Origin of the sequence: Paraburkholderia sp. RAU2J, from assembly GCF_003634845.1 — a bacterium.
Classification (GTDB): domain Bacteria; phylum Pseudomonadota; class Gammaproteobacteria; order Burkholderiales; family Burkholderiaceae; genus Paraburkholderia; species Paraburkholderia fynbosensis.
This window is the reverse complement of record NZ_RBXG01000001.1, coordinates 2,263,686-2,278,012: the sequence shown is the minus strand read 5'-3', so window position 1 is coordinate 2,278,012 and position 14,327 is coordinate 2,263,686. Positions and strand designations below refer to the sequence as shown.

General features: G+C 64.1%; 12 protein-coding genes. 6 read left to right on the top strand and 6 right to left on the bottom strand.

Annotated features, from left to right (window positions below; genetic code table 11):
* The first annotated feature begins 67 nt into the window (after nt 1–67).
* Nucleotides 68–988, top strand: a complete 921-nt coding sequence (locus B0G69_RS10430) for a LysR family transcriptional regulator (RefSeq protein WP_121316806.1) — start codon at nt 68–70, stop codon at nt 986–988.
* 111 nt (nt 989–1,099) lie between these two features.
* Here the strand turns inward: B0G69_RS10430 and lolA are convergent, their stop codons facing one another.
* On the bottom strand, nt 1,100–1,834 hold the full coding sequence (gene lolA / locus B0G69_RS10425; RefSeq protein WP_121316805.1) for an outer membrane lipoprotein chaperone LolA: 735 nt from the start codon (nt 1,832–1,834) through the stop codon (nt 1,100–1,102).
* A 222-nt stretch (nt 1,835–2,056) separates the two neighbouring features.
* Nucleotides 2,057–4,363 carry a DNA translocase FtsK gene (locus B0G69_RS10420; RefSeq protein WP_199731179.1) on the bottom strand — a complete coding sequence of 769 codons (2,307 nt, stop codon included), beginning with the start codon at nt 4,361–4,363 and terminating at the stop codon, nt 2,057–2,059.
* Nucleotides 4,364–4,696: 333 nt separating this feature from the next.
* On the opposite strand from B0G69_RS10420, the gene trxB reads away from it, so the two are divergent.
* The 5 genes from trxB (at nt 4,697) to B0G69_RS10395 (ending at nt 9,454) form a co-directional block, all read left to right on the top strand.
* A complete protein-coding gene (trxB, locus tag B0G69_RS10415) occupies nt 4,697–5,698 on the top strand; it encodes a thioredoxin-disulfide reductase (RefSeq protein WP_121316803.1) in 1,002 nt (333 codons plus the stop codon).
* Nucleotides 5,699–6,042: 344 nt separating this feature from the next.
* Nucleotides 6,043–6,801, top strand: a complete 759-nt coding sequence (locus B0G69_RS10410; protein ID WP_121316802.1) for a Smr/MutS family protein — start codon at nt 6,043–6,045, stop codon at nt 6,799–6,801.
* Nucleotides 6,802–6,814: 13 nt separating this feature from the next.
* Nucleotides 6,815–7,435, top strand: coding sequence for a trimeric intracellular cation channel family protein (locus B0G69_RS10405; RefSeq protein ID WP_121319292.1), 621 nt, complete (start codon nt 6,815–6,817; stop codon nt 7,433–7,435).
* A 195-nt stretch (nt 7,436–7,630) separates the two neighbouring features.
* Nucleotides 7,631–8,290 (top strand): glutathione S-transferase family protein, encoded by a 660-nt coding sequence (locus tag B0G69_RS10400; protein WP_121316801.1) that lies wholly within the window; start codon nt 7,631–7,633, stop codon nt 8,288–8,290.
* Nucleotides 8,291–8,536: 246 nt separating this feature from the next.
* Nucleotides 8,537–9,454: a LysR family transcriptional regulator gene (locus tag B0G69_RS10395; RefSeq protein ID WP_121316800.1), complete on the top strand. Its 918-nt coding sequence runs from the start codon at nt 8,537–8,539 to the stop codon at nt 9,452–9,454.
* A gap of 96 nt (nt 9,455–9,550) precedes the next feature.
* Here B0G69_RS10395 and ugpC read toward each other — a convergent pair whose 3' ends face one another.
* The 4 genes from ugpC to B0G69_RS10375 form a co-directional block, all read right to left on the bottom strand.
* A complete protein-coding gene (gene ugpC, locus B0G69_RS10390; RefSeq protein WP_121316799.1) occupies nt 9,551–10,666 on the bottom strand; it encodes a sn-glycerol-3-phosphate ABC transporter ATP-binding protein UgpC in 1,116 nt (371 codons plus the stop codon).
* Nucleotides 10,667–10,777: 111 nt separating this feature from the next.
* Entirely contained in the window at nt 10,778–11,635 is an 858-nt protein-coding gene (locus tag B0G69_RS10385; protein WP_121316798.1) for a carbohydrate ABC transporter permease, read from the bottom strand.
* On the bottom strand, nt 11,625–12,563 hold the full coding sequence (locus B0G69_RS10380; RefSeq protein ID WP_121316797.1) for a sugar ABC transporter permease: 939 nt from the start codon (nt 12,561–12,563) through the stop codon (nt 11,625–11,627). The genes B0G69_RS10385 and B0G69_RS10380 overlap by 11 nt, the downstream gene beginning before the upstream one ends.
* A gap of 203 nt (nt 12,564–12,766) precedes the next feature.
* Nucleotides 12,767–14,014: an ABC transporter substrate-binding protein gene (locus tag B0G69_RS10375; protein WP_121316796.1), complete on the bottom strand. Its 1,248-nt coding sequence runs from the start codon at nt 14,012–14,014 to the stop codon at nt 12,767–12,769.
* Between the last annotated feature and the right edge of the window lie 313 nt (nt 14,015–14,327).

Genomic DNA, 14,327 nt, shown 5'->3' with positions numbered 1-14,327 from the left:
ATTTCCCGCCAACGTAAATACCGGTGGCGCATCCTTCACATTGATCTACAGCGATGTATGCTGAAGCATGTTCTCCCAACTCACCGATCTTGACCTGCGGCTGATCCGCGTCTTTCTCGCCATCGTCGACGCGGGCGGGGTTTCACCCGCCCAGGCGACGCTCAACATCGGCCAGTCGACCATCAGCACCCAACTGGCGACGCTCGAAACGCGCCTCGGCTACCGCCTGTGCGAGCGCGGCCGCAGCGGCTTCAGTCTGACCGCGCGCGGCGAGCAGTTCATCGAGGCCGCCCGCGCGATGCTGTCGGCCGTCGACACCTTCGGCATGCAGGCGCGCAACGTGGGCCGCAAGCTGGTCGGCACGCTCGACATCGGCATGATCGGCCATACGCCGGTGTCGGCGAGCGCGCGCATCAGCAACGCGATCGGCCGTTTTCGCGCGCGGGATCAGTCGGTGCGTTTTTCGATTCTGGTGCGCTCGCCGGGTGAGTTGGAAGAACTGCTGCTCAATGGGCGGATTCAGATCGGCATCGGCTATTTCTGGCATCGCGTGCCGTCGCTGGAATATATCGAGGTGTTCGCCGAGGAGCAGTTTGCCTACTGCGCGAAAGGTCACCCGTTGTTCGCGCAGGCGGGCAACGTGTCACCCGAAGAGGCCGCGCAACACGAATGGGCATGGCGCAGTTATCCGTTGCCCGAAGCGCAGAGTTCGGCCATGCCGCAGAACGTCACCGCGGTCGCGGACAACATGGAAGCGGTTGCGATGCTGGTGCTGTCATCGCATCACCTCGGTTATTTGCCGGGGCATTTCGCGGCGCCGTTCGTCGCGCAAGGGCTGCTCGCCGCGTTGAATCCGGTGCAGATGCGCTACCGCGTCGCGTTTCACATGGTCACGCGCACGCGTCAGCATCGGTCGGAGATCGTCGAAGCATTTATCGACGATATGAAAGCCGCACATGCGCTACAAGTTCCGATGGGGGACGAGTAGCGCGTCCTCGAGCGCTCGTACTCGCGACGAGCACCCGGAAATTAAAAAGCCGCGCCCGAAGAGCGCGGCTTTGTTGTTGCCTGCGTGCAAAGCTATGTCAATCAGCAGGGCTTATCCGTTGATCACATCCGCGCCCTTCGGCACCGTGAACTTGAATGCATCGGCGGGCAGCGGCGGGTTTTTCTGGATGTTCGAGAACGTCAGCAGCGTCACGTTGCCGAACACGTCGTGCAATTCCATCGCTTCGAGATTGCCGTCCTTGAAGCCGATGCCGACGCGTTGAAACTGCGTGTCCTTCGCCTTCGGCGTCAGTTCGAGCCAGTCGATGCCGGCCTTCACGCCCGCATCGTGCAGCGTGAAATTCTTGTCCAGATCGTTGCTGCCGAACAGGATCGCCGCCGGACTCGCGCCGAGCGCGCCGCCGAGCGCACGCACCGTCACCTGGTTCAGATCCTTGTCGTACACGTAGAGCTTGTCGCCGTCCGCTTGCAGCAGTTGCGCGTAGGGCTTCTCGTATTGCCAGATGAACTTGCCGGGGCGCGCGAACGTAAAGGTGCCGCTCGACGTGCCGGTCTTGCCCGCGCCGCCGGTGGACAGCGCGCCGCTCGCGCCCTGCGCCTTGCTCGGCGCGCGCACTTCCTGCTGCACGAAGGTGCCGCGCGCGGAGTGCACCTGCGCGACGAACGCCTTCAGTTGCTCGGTGCCGCTCGCGAATGCCTGCGACGCGACGAGCATGGACGCGCCGATCGCCACGCTGCCGACGCTACGCGCGATAGTCCGCGCGAGTTGGCCGAAGCGGCTGGCTTGAGCGCTGTGTCGAGTGCGCTGCTGCGCGAATAGCTGCATGTAGTTTTCTCCCTTGATTGAATTCGATGAGCGGGGGGCGGACGGCGGTGAGGCCGGGCGATGGTCGCTTTCGGTGGCAGGACCGCGCTCGATGCATTGCCCGACACGTCGAGCGGTCGACCTTTAGGGCGCGTTGCAAACCTTCTGCAGCGAGCGCTTGCCCGCAGACTGGCCCGCCGCGCACCTCACCGCCCGGCTTCGCCACGCGATAGCGCCATCCGCCTATTCCGCTTCCCGCGCCGGCGCCAGGATCTCGCGATTGCCGTTCGACGACATCGCCGACACCACGCCCGAGTTTTCCATCTGCTCGAGCAAACGCGCCGCCCGGTTGTAGCCGATGCGCAAATGCCGCTGCACCAGCGAGATCGACGCGCGACGGTTCTTCAGCACCACGTCGACCGCCTGGTCGTATAACGGGTCCGACTCCCCATCGGCCGATCCGGTTCCCGCCGAGCCTTCGTCGCCCTCGCCGGTCACGCCGCCTTCGAGAATGCCCTCGATGTAGTTCGGCTCGCCCTGCTCCTTGAGTTTGTCGACGACGCGATGCACCTCTTCGTCCGACACGAACGCGCCGTGCACCCGCACGGGCAAGCCGCTGCCCGGCGGCAGATAGAGCATGTCGCCCATGCCGAGCAGCGATTCCGCGCCCTGCTGGTCGAGAATGGTCCGCGAGTCGATCTTCGACGACACCTGGAAGGCCATCCGCGTCGGCACATTGGCCTTGATCAGACCGGTGATCACGTCGACCGACGGACGCTGTGTGGCGAGAATCAGATGGATGCCGGCCGCGCGCGCCTTCTGCGCGATCCGCGCGATCAGCTCTTCGACCTTCTTGCCGACCACCATCATCAGGTCGGCCAGTTCGTCGATCACGACCACGATATTCGGCAGGCGCGTGAGCGGCTCCGGCTCTTCCGGCGTGAGGCTGAACGGATTCGGCAGCTTCTCTTCGCGCTTGGCCGCTTCGTCGATCTTGTTGTTGTAGCCGGCGAGGTTGCGCACGCCGAGCTTGCTCATCAGCTTGTAGCGGCGTTCCATTTCGGCGACCGCCCAGTTCAGCGCGTGGCCGGCCTGGCGCATGTCCGTGACGACCGGACACAGCAGATGCGGAATGCCTTCGTAGACGCTCATTTCGAGCATCTTCGGATCGATCAGGATCATGCGGACCTGCTCGGCGCTCGCTTTGTAGAGCAGCGACAGGATCATCGCGTTGATACCGACCGACTTGCCCGAACCGGTCGTACCCGCGACCAGCAGGTGCGGCATTTTCGCGAGGTCGGCGCATACCGGCTTGCCACCGATGTCCTTGCCCAGGCCCATGGTCAGCGGCGACGCGGCGTCCGCATAGACCGCCGAGCCGAGAATCTCCGACAGGCTCACGGTCTGGCGGCGCTGATTCGGTAACTCCAGCGCCATGAAGTTCTTGCCCGGAATCGTTTCGACCACGCGGATCGACACGAGCGACAGCGAGCGCGCGAGGTCCTTCGCCAGATTGACGATCTGGCTGCCCTTCACGCCCGTGGCCGGTTCGATTTCATAGCGCGTGACGACCGGACCCGGATAGGCGGCCACCACGCTCACTTCGACGCCGAAGTCCTTGAGTTTTTTCTCGATCAGACGCGACGTGAATTCCAGCGTGTCCGCGGAGATGGATTCCTGCGCGGCGGGCGCGGGGTCGAGCAGCGCAATGGGGGGCAACGTCGAGTCGCCCGGCAGGTCGGTGAAGAGCGGTACTTGCCGTTCCTTCTCGACGCGCTCCGATTTGGCCGGCGTGACGACCGGCGGCACGATCACGACCGGCTCGTGCTCCTCGATCCGCACGCGGCCCTTCTCGACCTTGCCTTCGCGCTTCACCGCGGCCGCTTCGCCGAGCTTGCGGTCGCGCCCGGCCTCGCGGCGCAGCTTCGCGAAAGTCACCGCCGAAATGATCGACTCGCCGACTTTCTCCGACACCGACAGCCACGAGAAACGGAAGTACAACGACAAGCCGATCGCGAGCGCGATCAGCAGCGCGAGCGTGCCGCCGGTGAAGCCCAGCGCATGCGACACCCCGCGCGCGACGGCTTCGCCGACCACGCCGCCCGGCGCGCGCGGCAACTGCACTTTGAGCGACCACATGCGCAGCGCTTCGAGGCCGTTGCACGCGAGCAGCACGAGCAGGAACGCGGACGCATCCGCGAGCCAGCTCACGCCGCGCGGCTCCTCGTCCTGCTCGTCTTCGTGACGGGTGATGCGCTTGTAGTTGCGGGAAATGTGACGGCCGAGCAGCACGATCCACCAGTAGGCGGACAGACCGAACAGCAGCAGCAGGATGTCCGAGGTCCACGCGCCGACGCGGCCCGCCCAGTTGGAGATGTGGTCGACCTGCGCGGCATGGGTCCAGCTCGGGTCGCGCCTGCTGTAGCTGACGAGCGCCATGAGCAGGAATACGCCGAGCGCCACCTGCAGGATCCAGCGGATTTCGGTGAAAAGGCGCGACATGCGGTGCGGCAACGCCTGCGCGCTCGCGGAATAGGGAGCTTTTGCCATTGATCCTGTTGCGTGGGTAGCCGGTTGCCGACCGGAAGCGCGGCCAGAGCCTCGCCCAGCGTGGCTTCGGGTCCGATCCCGGCGACCGGAAACGTCGATCCGGGCTATTGTAAACGCACTGTCCCGCGCAAGGCTGTAAATGACGGTAACTTGGCCGATTGGCCACAGAGCGGCACCCCGAATGGGCCACGGCGCTATCGCGGCGATCGGAAAGCTTCATGGAGCAGCCTCGCGCCACGCCCTTTATAATGCCGCACTGGCACCCATCTACAGTGACAGCTTAAGTCGCACGGCCTCGCATGGGCGAGCCCGGCGCCGTACAAGGATTCAATCATGCCCGCAACTTCAACGAAACACGCCAAGGTTCTGATTCTCGGTTCCGGTCCGGCCGGCTACACGGCTGCGGTCTACGCGGCGCGCGCCAACCTCGCGCCGGTGCTCGTCACGGGTCTCGCCCAGGGCGGCCAGCTGATGACCACGACCGACGTCGAAAACTGGCCCGCCGACGCCAACGGCGTGCAAGGCCCGGAACTGATGGCGCGCTTCCTGGAGCACGCCGAGCGCTTTAACACCGAGGTCATTTTCGACCACATCCATACGGCCAAGCTGGATGAGAAGCCGATTCGCCTGATCGGCGATTCGGGCGAGTACACCTGCGACTCGCTGATCATCTCGACCGGCGCATCGGCGCAGTACCTCGGCCTGCCGTCCGAAGAAGCGTTCATGGGCAAAGGCGTGTCGGCTTGCGCGACCTGCGACGGCTTCTTCTACAAGCAGCAGCACGTGGCCGTGATCGGCGGCGGCAATACCGCGGTCGAAGAAGCACTGTACCTGGCCGGCATCGCGAAGAAAGTGACCGTGATCCATCGCCGCGACAAGTTCCGTGCCGAGCCGATCCTGATTGACCGGCTGCTCGCGAAGGAAAAGGAAGGCGTCGTCGAAATCAAGTGGAACCATACGCTCGACGAAGTGACCGGCGACCAATCCGGCGTGACCGGCCTGCGTATCAAGCACACGCAAACCGGCGAGACCACCGACATCGCGCTGCAAGGCCTGTTCGTCGCGATCGGCCACAAGCCGAATACGGACATTTTCGCGGGCCAGCTGGAGATGAAGAACGGCTACATCATCACCAAGGGCGGTCTGAACGGTTTCGCGACCGCCACCAGCGTGCCGGGCGTGTTCGCTGCGGGCGACGTGCAGGACCACGTGTACCGTCAGGCGATCACCAGCGCGGGCACCGGCTGTATGGCGGCCCTGGACGCGCAACGCTACCTGGAAACCATCAACGAGATGGTCGGCGAGCATGCGATGAGCCAGGAAGCCGAGCGCTGATCGGCGGCGCCGAACTGCGACGTTGGGCGCGACGGTAAAATAGCGGCTGGGCGCGACCCGGCCGCTTGCTTCAGAGAAGGCCGCGGCTGAAAAGCCCGCGGCCTTTTTTGCGTTCAGGCGGTTGGTGTGGGGGGGTGGCTTTGCCTTGCGGGTTTGCAAAGCTTTGCAACGCGTCAGCACCACCCACGTTTGCATCGCGCCCCGGCGGACCGTTTTGCAGTGCATCCGCTGCGGGTCCACGCGCTGTCGGGCGCTTCACCGCACGCCAATCTCACTACCCGTTTCGCAGCCCCTAGAAAAACCCGTCGCGCGACCGATCCACATTTTCTGCGTGTATTACCGATATGCCGAAGAATCAGCCCCACCCAAGCGAACCGAAGCGCGCGCGCGCCGTCGCCACGCCCGCGCCCGAACCGGCCGCGCCCAAAGCCAAACCGAAGCTCGATCCCGCAGCGGGTCTCGCCGGACTCGGCGCATTGCGCGACGCATTGAAGGTCGATACGCAACGCCGCGAGCGCGAACGCGCGGCCGCGGCGGCCGCGCAGCGCGAAGCCGCGGCGGATGCCGATCTGTTTCGGCGCGAGATCGGTTCGGTGGCTCCCCTCGTGTCTCCCCCGCGCGCGAGCTTGCCGCGCAACCCCCCGCCGCCGCTGCCGGTGCAAACCCTGCTCGACGAGGAAGCCGTCCTGCACGAAGCGATTTCCGACGAGTTCGACCCCGAAGTGCTGCTCGAAACCGACGAAACGCTCTCCTATTGCCGCCCCGGCGTGAGTCAGGAAGTCGTGCGCAAGCTGCGGCGCGGCGACTGGATCGTGCAGGCGCAAATCGACCTGCATGGGATGAGGCGCGACGAAGCGCGCGAGGCGCTCGCCGAGTTCATCCGCGAATCGGTGAAGCGGGGCTTGCGCTGTTTGCGCGTGATTCACGGCAAGGGCTTGGGATCGATCGGCAAGGAACCGGTGCTCAAGGGCAAGGTGCGCGCGTGGCTGGTGCAGAAGGCCGAGGTGATCGCGTTCTGCCAGGCGCGTGCGCACGACGGCGGCGCCGGCGCGGTGGTCGTGCTGCTGCAGCCGGGCGTGTTGCCGCCTCACGCCAAGCCCTGACGGAGTCACAGTGATCCATCCGAGGCTGACACTGGCGCTGACCATCATGGAAGCGCTGGCTATTTTCGCGTACGCCATTTCCGGCTTCATCGAAGCCCGCAGCCGCCGGCTCGACGCGGTGGGCACGTTCCTCGTGGCGATCGCCACGGCGTTCGGCGGCGGCACGTTGCGCGATGTGTTGCTGGAGCGCCGGCCGTTCTACTGGGTCGAGCATCAGGTCTATCTGATCGCGATCTTCGTGATGTCCCTGTTCGCGCCGACACTGCTGAAAATGACCTCGCGCCTGCTCTCCGAGCGGGTGCTGCTGGTGGCCGATGCCATCGGGCTGGGCCTGTTCAGTATCGCGGGGACGTCGATCGCGCACGACGCGCAGATGCCGTGGTTCACGTCGGTGATGATGGGCGTGCTGACGGGGGTGTTCGGCGGCGTGATCCGCGACGTGCTGTGCAACGAGGTGCCGTTGATCCTGCGCGATTCGCGCCCCTACGCGACCTGTGCGTTCGTCGGCTGCTGGCTGTATGTGTTGCTGGACTATGTGAACTTCGACACCGTGTATAGCGTGCTGGTCGCGACCGCGTTTATTCTGCTCGCAAGGCTGGTGACCTACCGGTTCGATGTGCGCTTGCCGCATTGAGCGCGCAATGGTGTGGGTGTTCGGGCTGGGTGCGCAGGCTCGTGGATGCCGATTCGCGGAGGTCGTGGCGTTAGCCGCACCGCACCCCTGCCCCATGACTGTCGATTTTCACCAGCGTCGTTCGTCGTGAGGTAAACGGCCCTTGCGGCCGTCGTTGCGCCACGGCGCGCCCTGCAACCGTCAAAGGTGACCGCGATGCCCCTGAAGCTTTATGCCCACCCGTTCTCTTCGTACTGCCAGAAGGCCCTGACGGCGCTTTACGAAAACGGCACACCGTTCGAGCTGCGCCTGCTGGCGCACGACGACCCGCTAATCATGGCGGAGTTCGCCGCGCTCTGGCCGATCAAGCGCTTTCCGGTGCTGGTGGACGGCGAGCGGACCGTGGTCGAGGCGAGCATCATCATCGAATACCTCGGCCTGTATCATCCGGGGCCGGTGCCTCTCTTGCCCGCCGACGCCCGCGCCGCGCTGGAAGTGCGCAGCATGGACCGCTTCTTCGACAACTACATCTCGACGCCGCAGCAAAAGATCGTCTACGACCACATGCGCCCCGAGCCGGAGCGCGATCCGCGCGCGGTGGCCGACGCGCGGGCGATGCTCGACACCGCCTACGGCTGGCTCGACAAGGTGATGGCCGAGCGCGAATGGGCCGCCGGCGACGCCTTCAGCCTCGCCGACTGCGGCGCCGCACCGTTTCTCTTCTACGCCGACTGGACGCATCCGATCGATCCCGCCTTCACGCATGTGCGGGCCTACCGTCAGCGGCTGCTGGCAAGGCCGTCGTTCGCACGCGCGGTCGACGAAGCGCGGCCGTATCGTCCGCTGTTTCCGCTCGGTGCGCCGGAGCGTGACTGACAGCGACTGAGCGACACTCACGCACGCAAGCCTCGCGCGCGCACCGGCGCAATGTGCCGTGCGCCACGCGAGGCGGCCTGGCGGAATCCGCAAACAGGCTTTCCCGCCCGCCCGTTCGGGCCATCGGCCGGAATCCGCCCCAAACAGAACCGCGCAACACCGCATCCCCCCAGCGCGACAACAACATTTCCACCCTGTAAACTCCACCTCAAAAGCCACTTCCGGCCATCACTCATAAGGCACACCATGGACCGTTTGGAAGCGATGGAGATATTTACGCGTGTGGTCGAGGCGAACAGCTTCACCAAGGTATCCGAATCGCTCGACCTGCCCCGCGCCAAAGTCAGCCGCACGATCCAGGCGCTGGAGGAGCACGTCGGCGTGCGCCTGCTGAATCGCTCGACGCGCCAGGTGAGCGTCACTGAAGACGGCGCGTCGTTCTACGAGCGCTGCGTACAGATCCTCGCTGAAGTCGCCGACGCCGAATCGTCACTGTCGAACAAGCGCGAAAATCCGGCCGGCACGATCCGCGTCGATACGTCCGGCACGCTCGCCCGCGCGCTGCTCCTGCCCGCGCTCGACGACTTCTACCGGCAATACCCGGAGATCGACGTGCGGCTCGGCCTCGCCGATCGCAACATCGATCTGATCCAGGACGCTGTGGATTGCGTGATCCGCATGGGCACGCCGGAGGAATCGAGCCTCGTCGCGAAACGCATCGGCGAGGCGCGCATCGTCACGTGCGCGTCGCCCGCGTATCTGGAGAAATACGGCACGCCGACCACGCTGGAAGAACTCGCGGAACATCGCGCCGTCAACTATGTGTCCGCACGCACCGGCCGGACCTTCCCGTTCGAATTCCAGGTGGACGGCGAGATCGCCAAGGTGACGATGAAAAGCGTGCTCGCGGTCAACGACGGCTCGGTCTACATCGGCGCGGGCGCGCTCGGCCACGGCATCATCCAGCCGTCGCGCTTCATGGTCGCCGAGTTGATCGAGCAAGGCGCGCTGAAGGAAATTCTCACCAACTACACGAGTCCCGGCACACCGCTGTCGGTCCTCTACGCGCACCGCCGCAATCTGAGTTCGCGGCTGCGCGCGTTCATCGACTGGGTCAGCGAGCTGTCACGTAACAATCCGGACCTGCGCATCCCGGACGCGTAAGCGGCCACAAAGCAGGCGCCCAAAACAAAGCCCCATGCGTAACGAAACGCATGGGGCTTTTTTCAAAGCGTCAAACTACGCGGCGAAGCACTCGCCTCAGGCAATCCGCTCTTCGTTCGACGGATCGAACAGCACCGCCTTCGACGTATCGAACAGCAGCGTCGTGTTCGTCATCGGCTGCGGATTCGACGCCGGGTGCACACGGCTCACGATGCGCTTGCCGTTGACCTGCGCGAACACCAGCGTATCCGGGCCGGTCGGCTCGATCACGTCGACCTTCACTTCGATCGGCTGCAGTTGCACGTTGTCGCCGTGCGCGCCGCGCGCGTCGGTGATGCGTTCCGGGCGCAGGCCGAGAATCACTTCGCGGCCCACGTGCGACCTCACCTTCGCCGAGTCGAACGGCAGGTTCAGCACCTTGCGCGCAACGCCCGTATCCAGTTCGACGCCGACGCCCGCGCCCTGCTCCACCAGCTTGCCTTGAATGAAGTTCATCGGCGGCGCGCCGATGAAGCCGGCCACGAACAGATTCGACGGCGAGTCATAGATTTCCTGCGGTGCGCCGAACTGTTGCACGATGCCGTCCTTCATCACCGCAATGCGGTCGCCGAGCGTCATCGCCTCGATCTGATCGTGCGTCACGTAGACGATCGTCGTGCCGAGGCGCTGATGCAGCAGCTTGATTTCCGAACGCATCTCGATACGCAGTTTCGCGTCGAGGTTCGACAGCGGTTCGTCGAACAGGAACATCACCGGATCGCGCGCGAGCGCGCGGCCCATCGCCACGCGCTGACGCTGGCCGCCGGACAGCTGGCCCGGCTTGCGGTCGAGCAGGTGCGTGATCTGCAGCGTGTTCGACACGCGATCGACGATCTGCGCCTGCTCCTGCTTCGGCACCTTGCGGATGTTCAGGCCGAACGAGATGTTCTCGCGCACCGTCATCGACGGATACAGCGCGTACGACTGGAACACCATCGCGATATCGCGATCTTTCGGCGACAGGTTGTTGACCGTCTTGCCGTCGATCTGGATCTCGCCCTTGGTCACGGTCTCGAGGCCCGCGATCATGTTGAGCAGCGTCGACTTACCGCAGCCCGAGCCGCCGACCAGAATCAGGAACTGGCCGTCTTCGATGTCGATATCGACACCCTTCAGAACCGGCACCCCGTTCGGGTAGGTCTTGTACACGTCACGGATGGAAAGGCTTGCCATGCTGTGAATCCTCTTGTCTCTGGTACTGCCTGAAAACGTCTTGTCGGGTGACGGCGGCGCATTTTCTTGAAGCGCCGCCGCGCTCGGATGGTTTGGCCCGCGGCCCGGGGTTTAGCCCTTGACCGCGCCGGCCGTCAGGCCGCGCACGAAATAGCGTCCAGCGATGATGTAGACCAGCAGGGTCGGCAACGCGGCGATAATCGCGCCGGCCATGTCCACGTTGTATTCCTTCACGCCGGTCGAGGTGTTCACGAGGTTGTTCAGCGCCACCGTGATCGGCATCGAATCGACGCCGGAGAACACGATCCCGAACAGGAAGTCATTCCAGATCTGCGTGAATTGCCAGATCAGGCACACCATGAAGATCGGCAACGACACCGGCAGCAGGATCTTCGTGAAGATCGTGAAGAAACCCGCGCCGTCGATGCGCGCCGCCTTCACGAGTTCAGCCGGAATGCTGACGTAGAAGTTGCGGAAGAACATCGTGGTGAACGCGATACCGTAGATCACGTGCACCAGCACCAGACCGGTCGTCGTGTTCGACAGGCCCATCATGCCTTCGAAGCGCGCCATCGGCAGCAGGATCGCCTGGAACGGAATGAAGCAGCCGACCAGCAGCATCGTGAAGATCGGGTCTGCGCCGCGGAAACGCCAGTGCGTGAGCACGTAACCGTTGAACGCGCCGATGATCGACGAGATCAGCACGGCGGGAATCACCATGCGCACCGAGTTCATGAAGAACGGCTGCATGCCGTCGCAACGCACGCCGGTACAGGCGCCGCTCCATGCCTTGATCCACGGATCGATACTCCAGTGCGTGGGCGGCGTGAGCAGGTTGCCGGTGCGCAGCTGGTCGATGTCCTTGAAGGACGTCGACAGCATCACGTACAGCGGGAACAGGAAATACAGGGCGAAAAGAAGCAGGGCCGCGTAAATGACGGCACGGCTGATCGTCATCTTAGGCTGCATTGCGGGTGCTCCTCGATTCCAGATACATCAGCGGCACGAGCACGGCTACAACGGTGGCGAGCATCATTATCGACGATGCCGCGCCGACGCCGAGCTGCCCGCGATTGAACGAAAACGTGTACATGAAAATAGCCGGCAGCGAAGACGACGTGCCCGGACCGCCCGCGGTCAACGCGACGACCAGGTCGAAGGTCTTGATGGTGATGTGGCAAAGAATCAGCAGCACGGAGAAGAACACCGGGCGCATGCTCGGAATCACGATCTTGCGGTAGATGGTGGGCAGGTTTGCGCCGTCCATCTGCGCGGCCTTGAAGATTTCACCGTCGACACCGCGCAGGCCCGCGAGGAACAGCGCCATCACGAAGCCGGTGGATTGCCATACGGCCGCGATCACGACGCAGAAAATCGCCCGGTCCGGATCGCCCAGCCAGCCGAACGAAAAGCTCGTCCAACCCCAGTCGTGGAACACCTTTTCGAGGCCGACGCTCGGCGTCATGATCCATTGCCATGCCGTACCCGTCACGATGAACGAGAGCGCCATCGGGTACAGGAACACGGCGCGCAATGCGCCTTCGTTGCGAATCTGCTGATCGAGCAGGATCGCGAGAAAGAGACCGAGGCCGATACAGATCGCGATGAACGGAATGCCGAACCAGCCGAGGTTGGCCGCCGAAGTCCAGAACACGTCGTTGTCGAACAGTTCCCGGTAGCGGTCCAGACCGGCAAATTCATACCGGGGCATCAGCCGCGACGTGGACAGCGACAGAAAACCGGTGATTGCGATGAAGCCATACACGAAGATCAGGCTGATCACGACGCTGGGTGCGAGCACCAGCTTCGGAATCCAGCGATCGGCAAGGGCCGCCATGGGCGACGCGCGGCGGGCGGCGCTGGCCGTTTTCCCGTTTCCGCTGATAGAAGCAGTCACTACTCGACTCCTGCTGAAACTGTACCGCCGGGATGCTCGCGCACGAATGACGCGAGGCGGCGACGGCATAGGTGTGACTCGATGAAACCAGGGTGAAGCCGCCTGCAAGCCGCACGCAACGCACGAGCGGCAACCGGCGGCCTGAAGAACACGCCCGGCGCTTCCTCAGGAAGCCACCGGGCGCGCCGCTTCGCTTACTTCACTTACTTGGTCTTCGCTGCCTTCGCGAGCGCCTGGACCGCGCTCTTCGAATCTTCCTGCGAGTTCATGAACTTCGTGACCACGTCGGAGATCGCGCCGGCTGCTGCATCCGGTTGCGCCATGCCGTGCGCCAGCGACGGCACATAGCCGCCCGCCTTGATCGCGATCTGCTCATCCGCGTACGACTTCTTCGCGCAGTCGTCGAACTTGTCCATCGACACGCCCAGACGAACCGGGATCGAGCCCTTGTACAGGCTGAACTGTTCCTGGAATGCCGGCGACATGATTGTCTTGGCGAGCGCCAGCTGACCCGGCGTGGCGGTCTTCTGGCCTTTCTGCTGGAAGAACACGAACGAGTCGACGTTGAACGTGTAGGCCTTCTCCGTGCCCGGCACCGCGGCGCAGATGTAGTCCGAGCCCGACTTCTTGCCGGCGTTGGCGAATTCGCCCTTCGCCCAGTCGCCCATGAACTGCATGCCGGCCTTGCCGTTGATGACCATTGCCGTAGCGAGGTTCCAGTCACGGCCCGTGCGGCCCGCGTCGAAGTAACCCTGGATCTTGCGGACCGTGTCGAACACGCCGACCATCTTGTCCGAAGTCAGCGTCTTTTCGTCGAGGTCGACCAGCGCCTTCTTGTAGAAGTCCGCGCCTTGCGACAGCACGACGTCTTCCCACAGCGTCAGGTCTTGCCACGGCTGACCACCCATCGCGATCGGCTGGATGCCCGCGGCCTTCATCTTGTCGGCCACCGCGAAGAACTCAGGCCACGTGGTCGGCGCCTTGCCGCCTGCCTTGTCCAGCGCTGCCTTGTTGATGTACAGCCAGTTTACGCGGTGCACCGAGAACGGTGCGGCGACATAGTGACCGCCCGCGTGCATGATCTTGTCGATCTCCGGCGGCAGATTTTTCTTCCAGTCGCCCGCGACCGAATCGATCGGCACCAGCACGCCCTGCGAAGCCCAGTCCTGGATCAGCGGACCCTTGATCTGCGCGGCGCTCGGCGCATTGCCCGAGATCACCTGCGTCTTCAGAGCCGTCATGGCTGCCGCGCCGGCGCCACCCGCAACCGCGAAGTCCTTCCACGTGTAACCCTGCTTCGTCATGTCGTCCTTGAGGACGCCGACGGCTTTCGATTCGCCGCCCGAGGTCCACCAGTGCAACACTTCGACCGACTCGGCAGCCTGCACCGCCGAGACGCCACACATCAGACCCGCAGCGCACAAAGCGCCCATGATCGCGCGAAATTTCATTGCTTATCTCCTCCAGACACCTGAACAAAAAACAAATGGCCCCTGATGTCGCCAGGGTGCTGTGGTTGGTTCAAACAGGCAAAACACTGGGCGATCGAGCACGGTCGGGCGCATGCGCGAGGCATGTGCCGGCGGACCGTTGTCCGGCCGCTAGAAGCTCAAGAGATGAGTGGTTTGGGATGCAACTGTCTGTCTCCTCTTTTGATTTTTGCCTGCCCGCGTCGCGCGCGGCAGACTCGAGGTGCCTTGCAAGTCAACCCGGCCAGCCACCCGCCAGCCGCTTCACTACCCGGACTTCCGTCAGGGCTGCCGG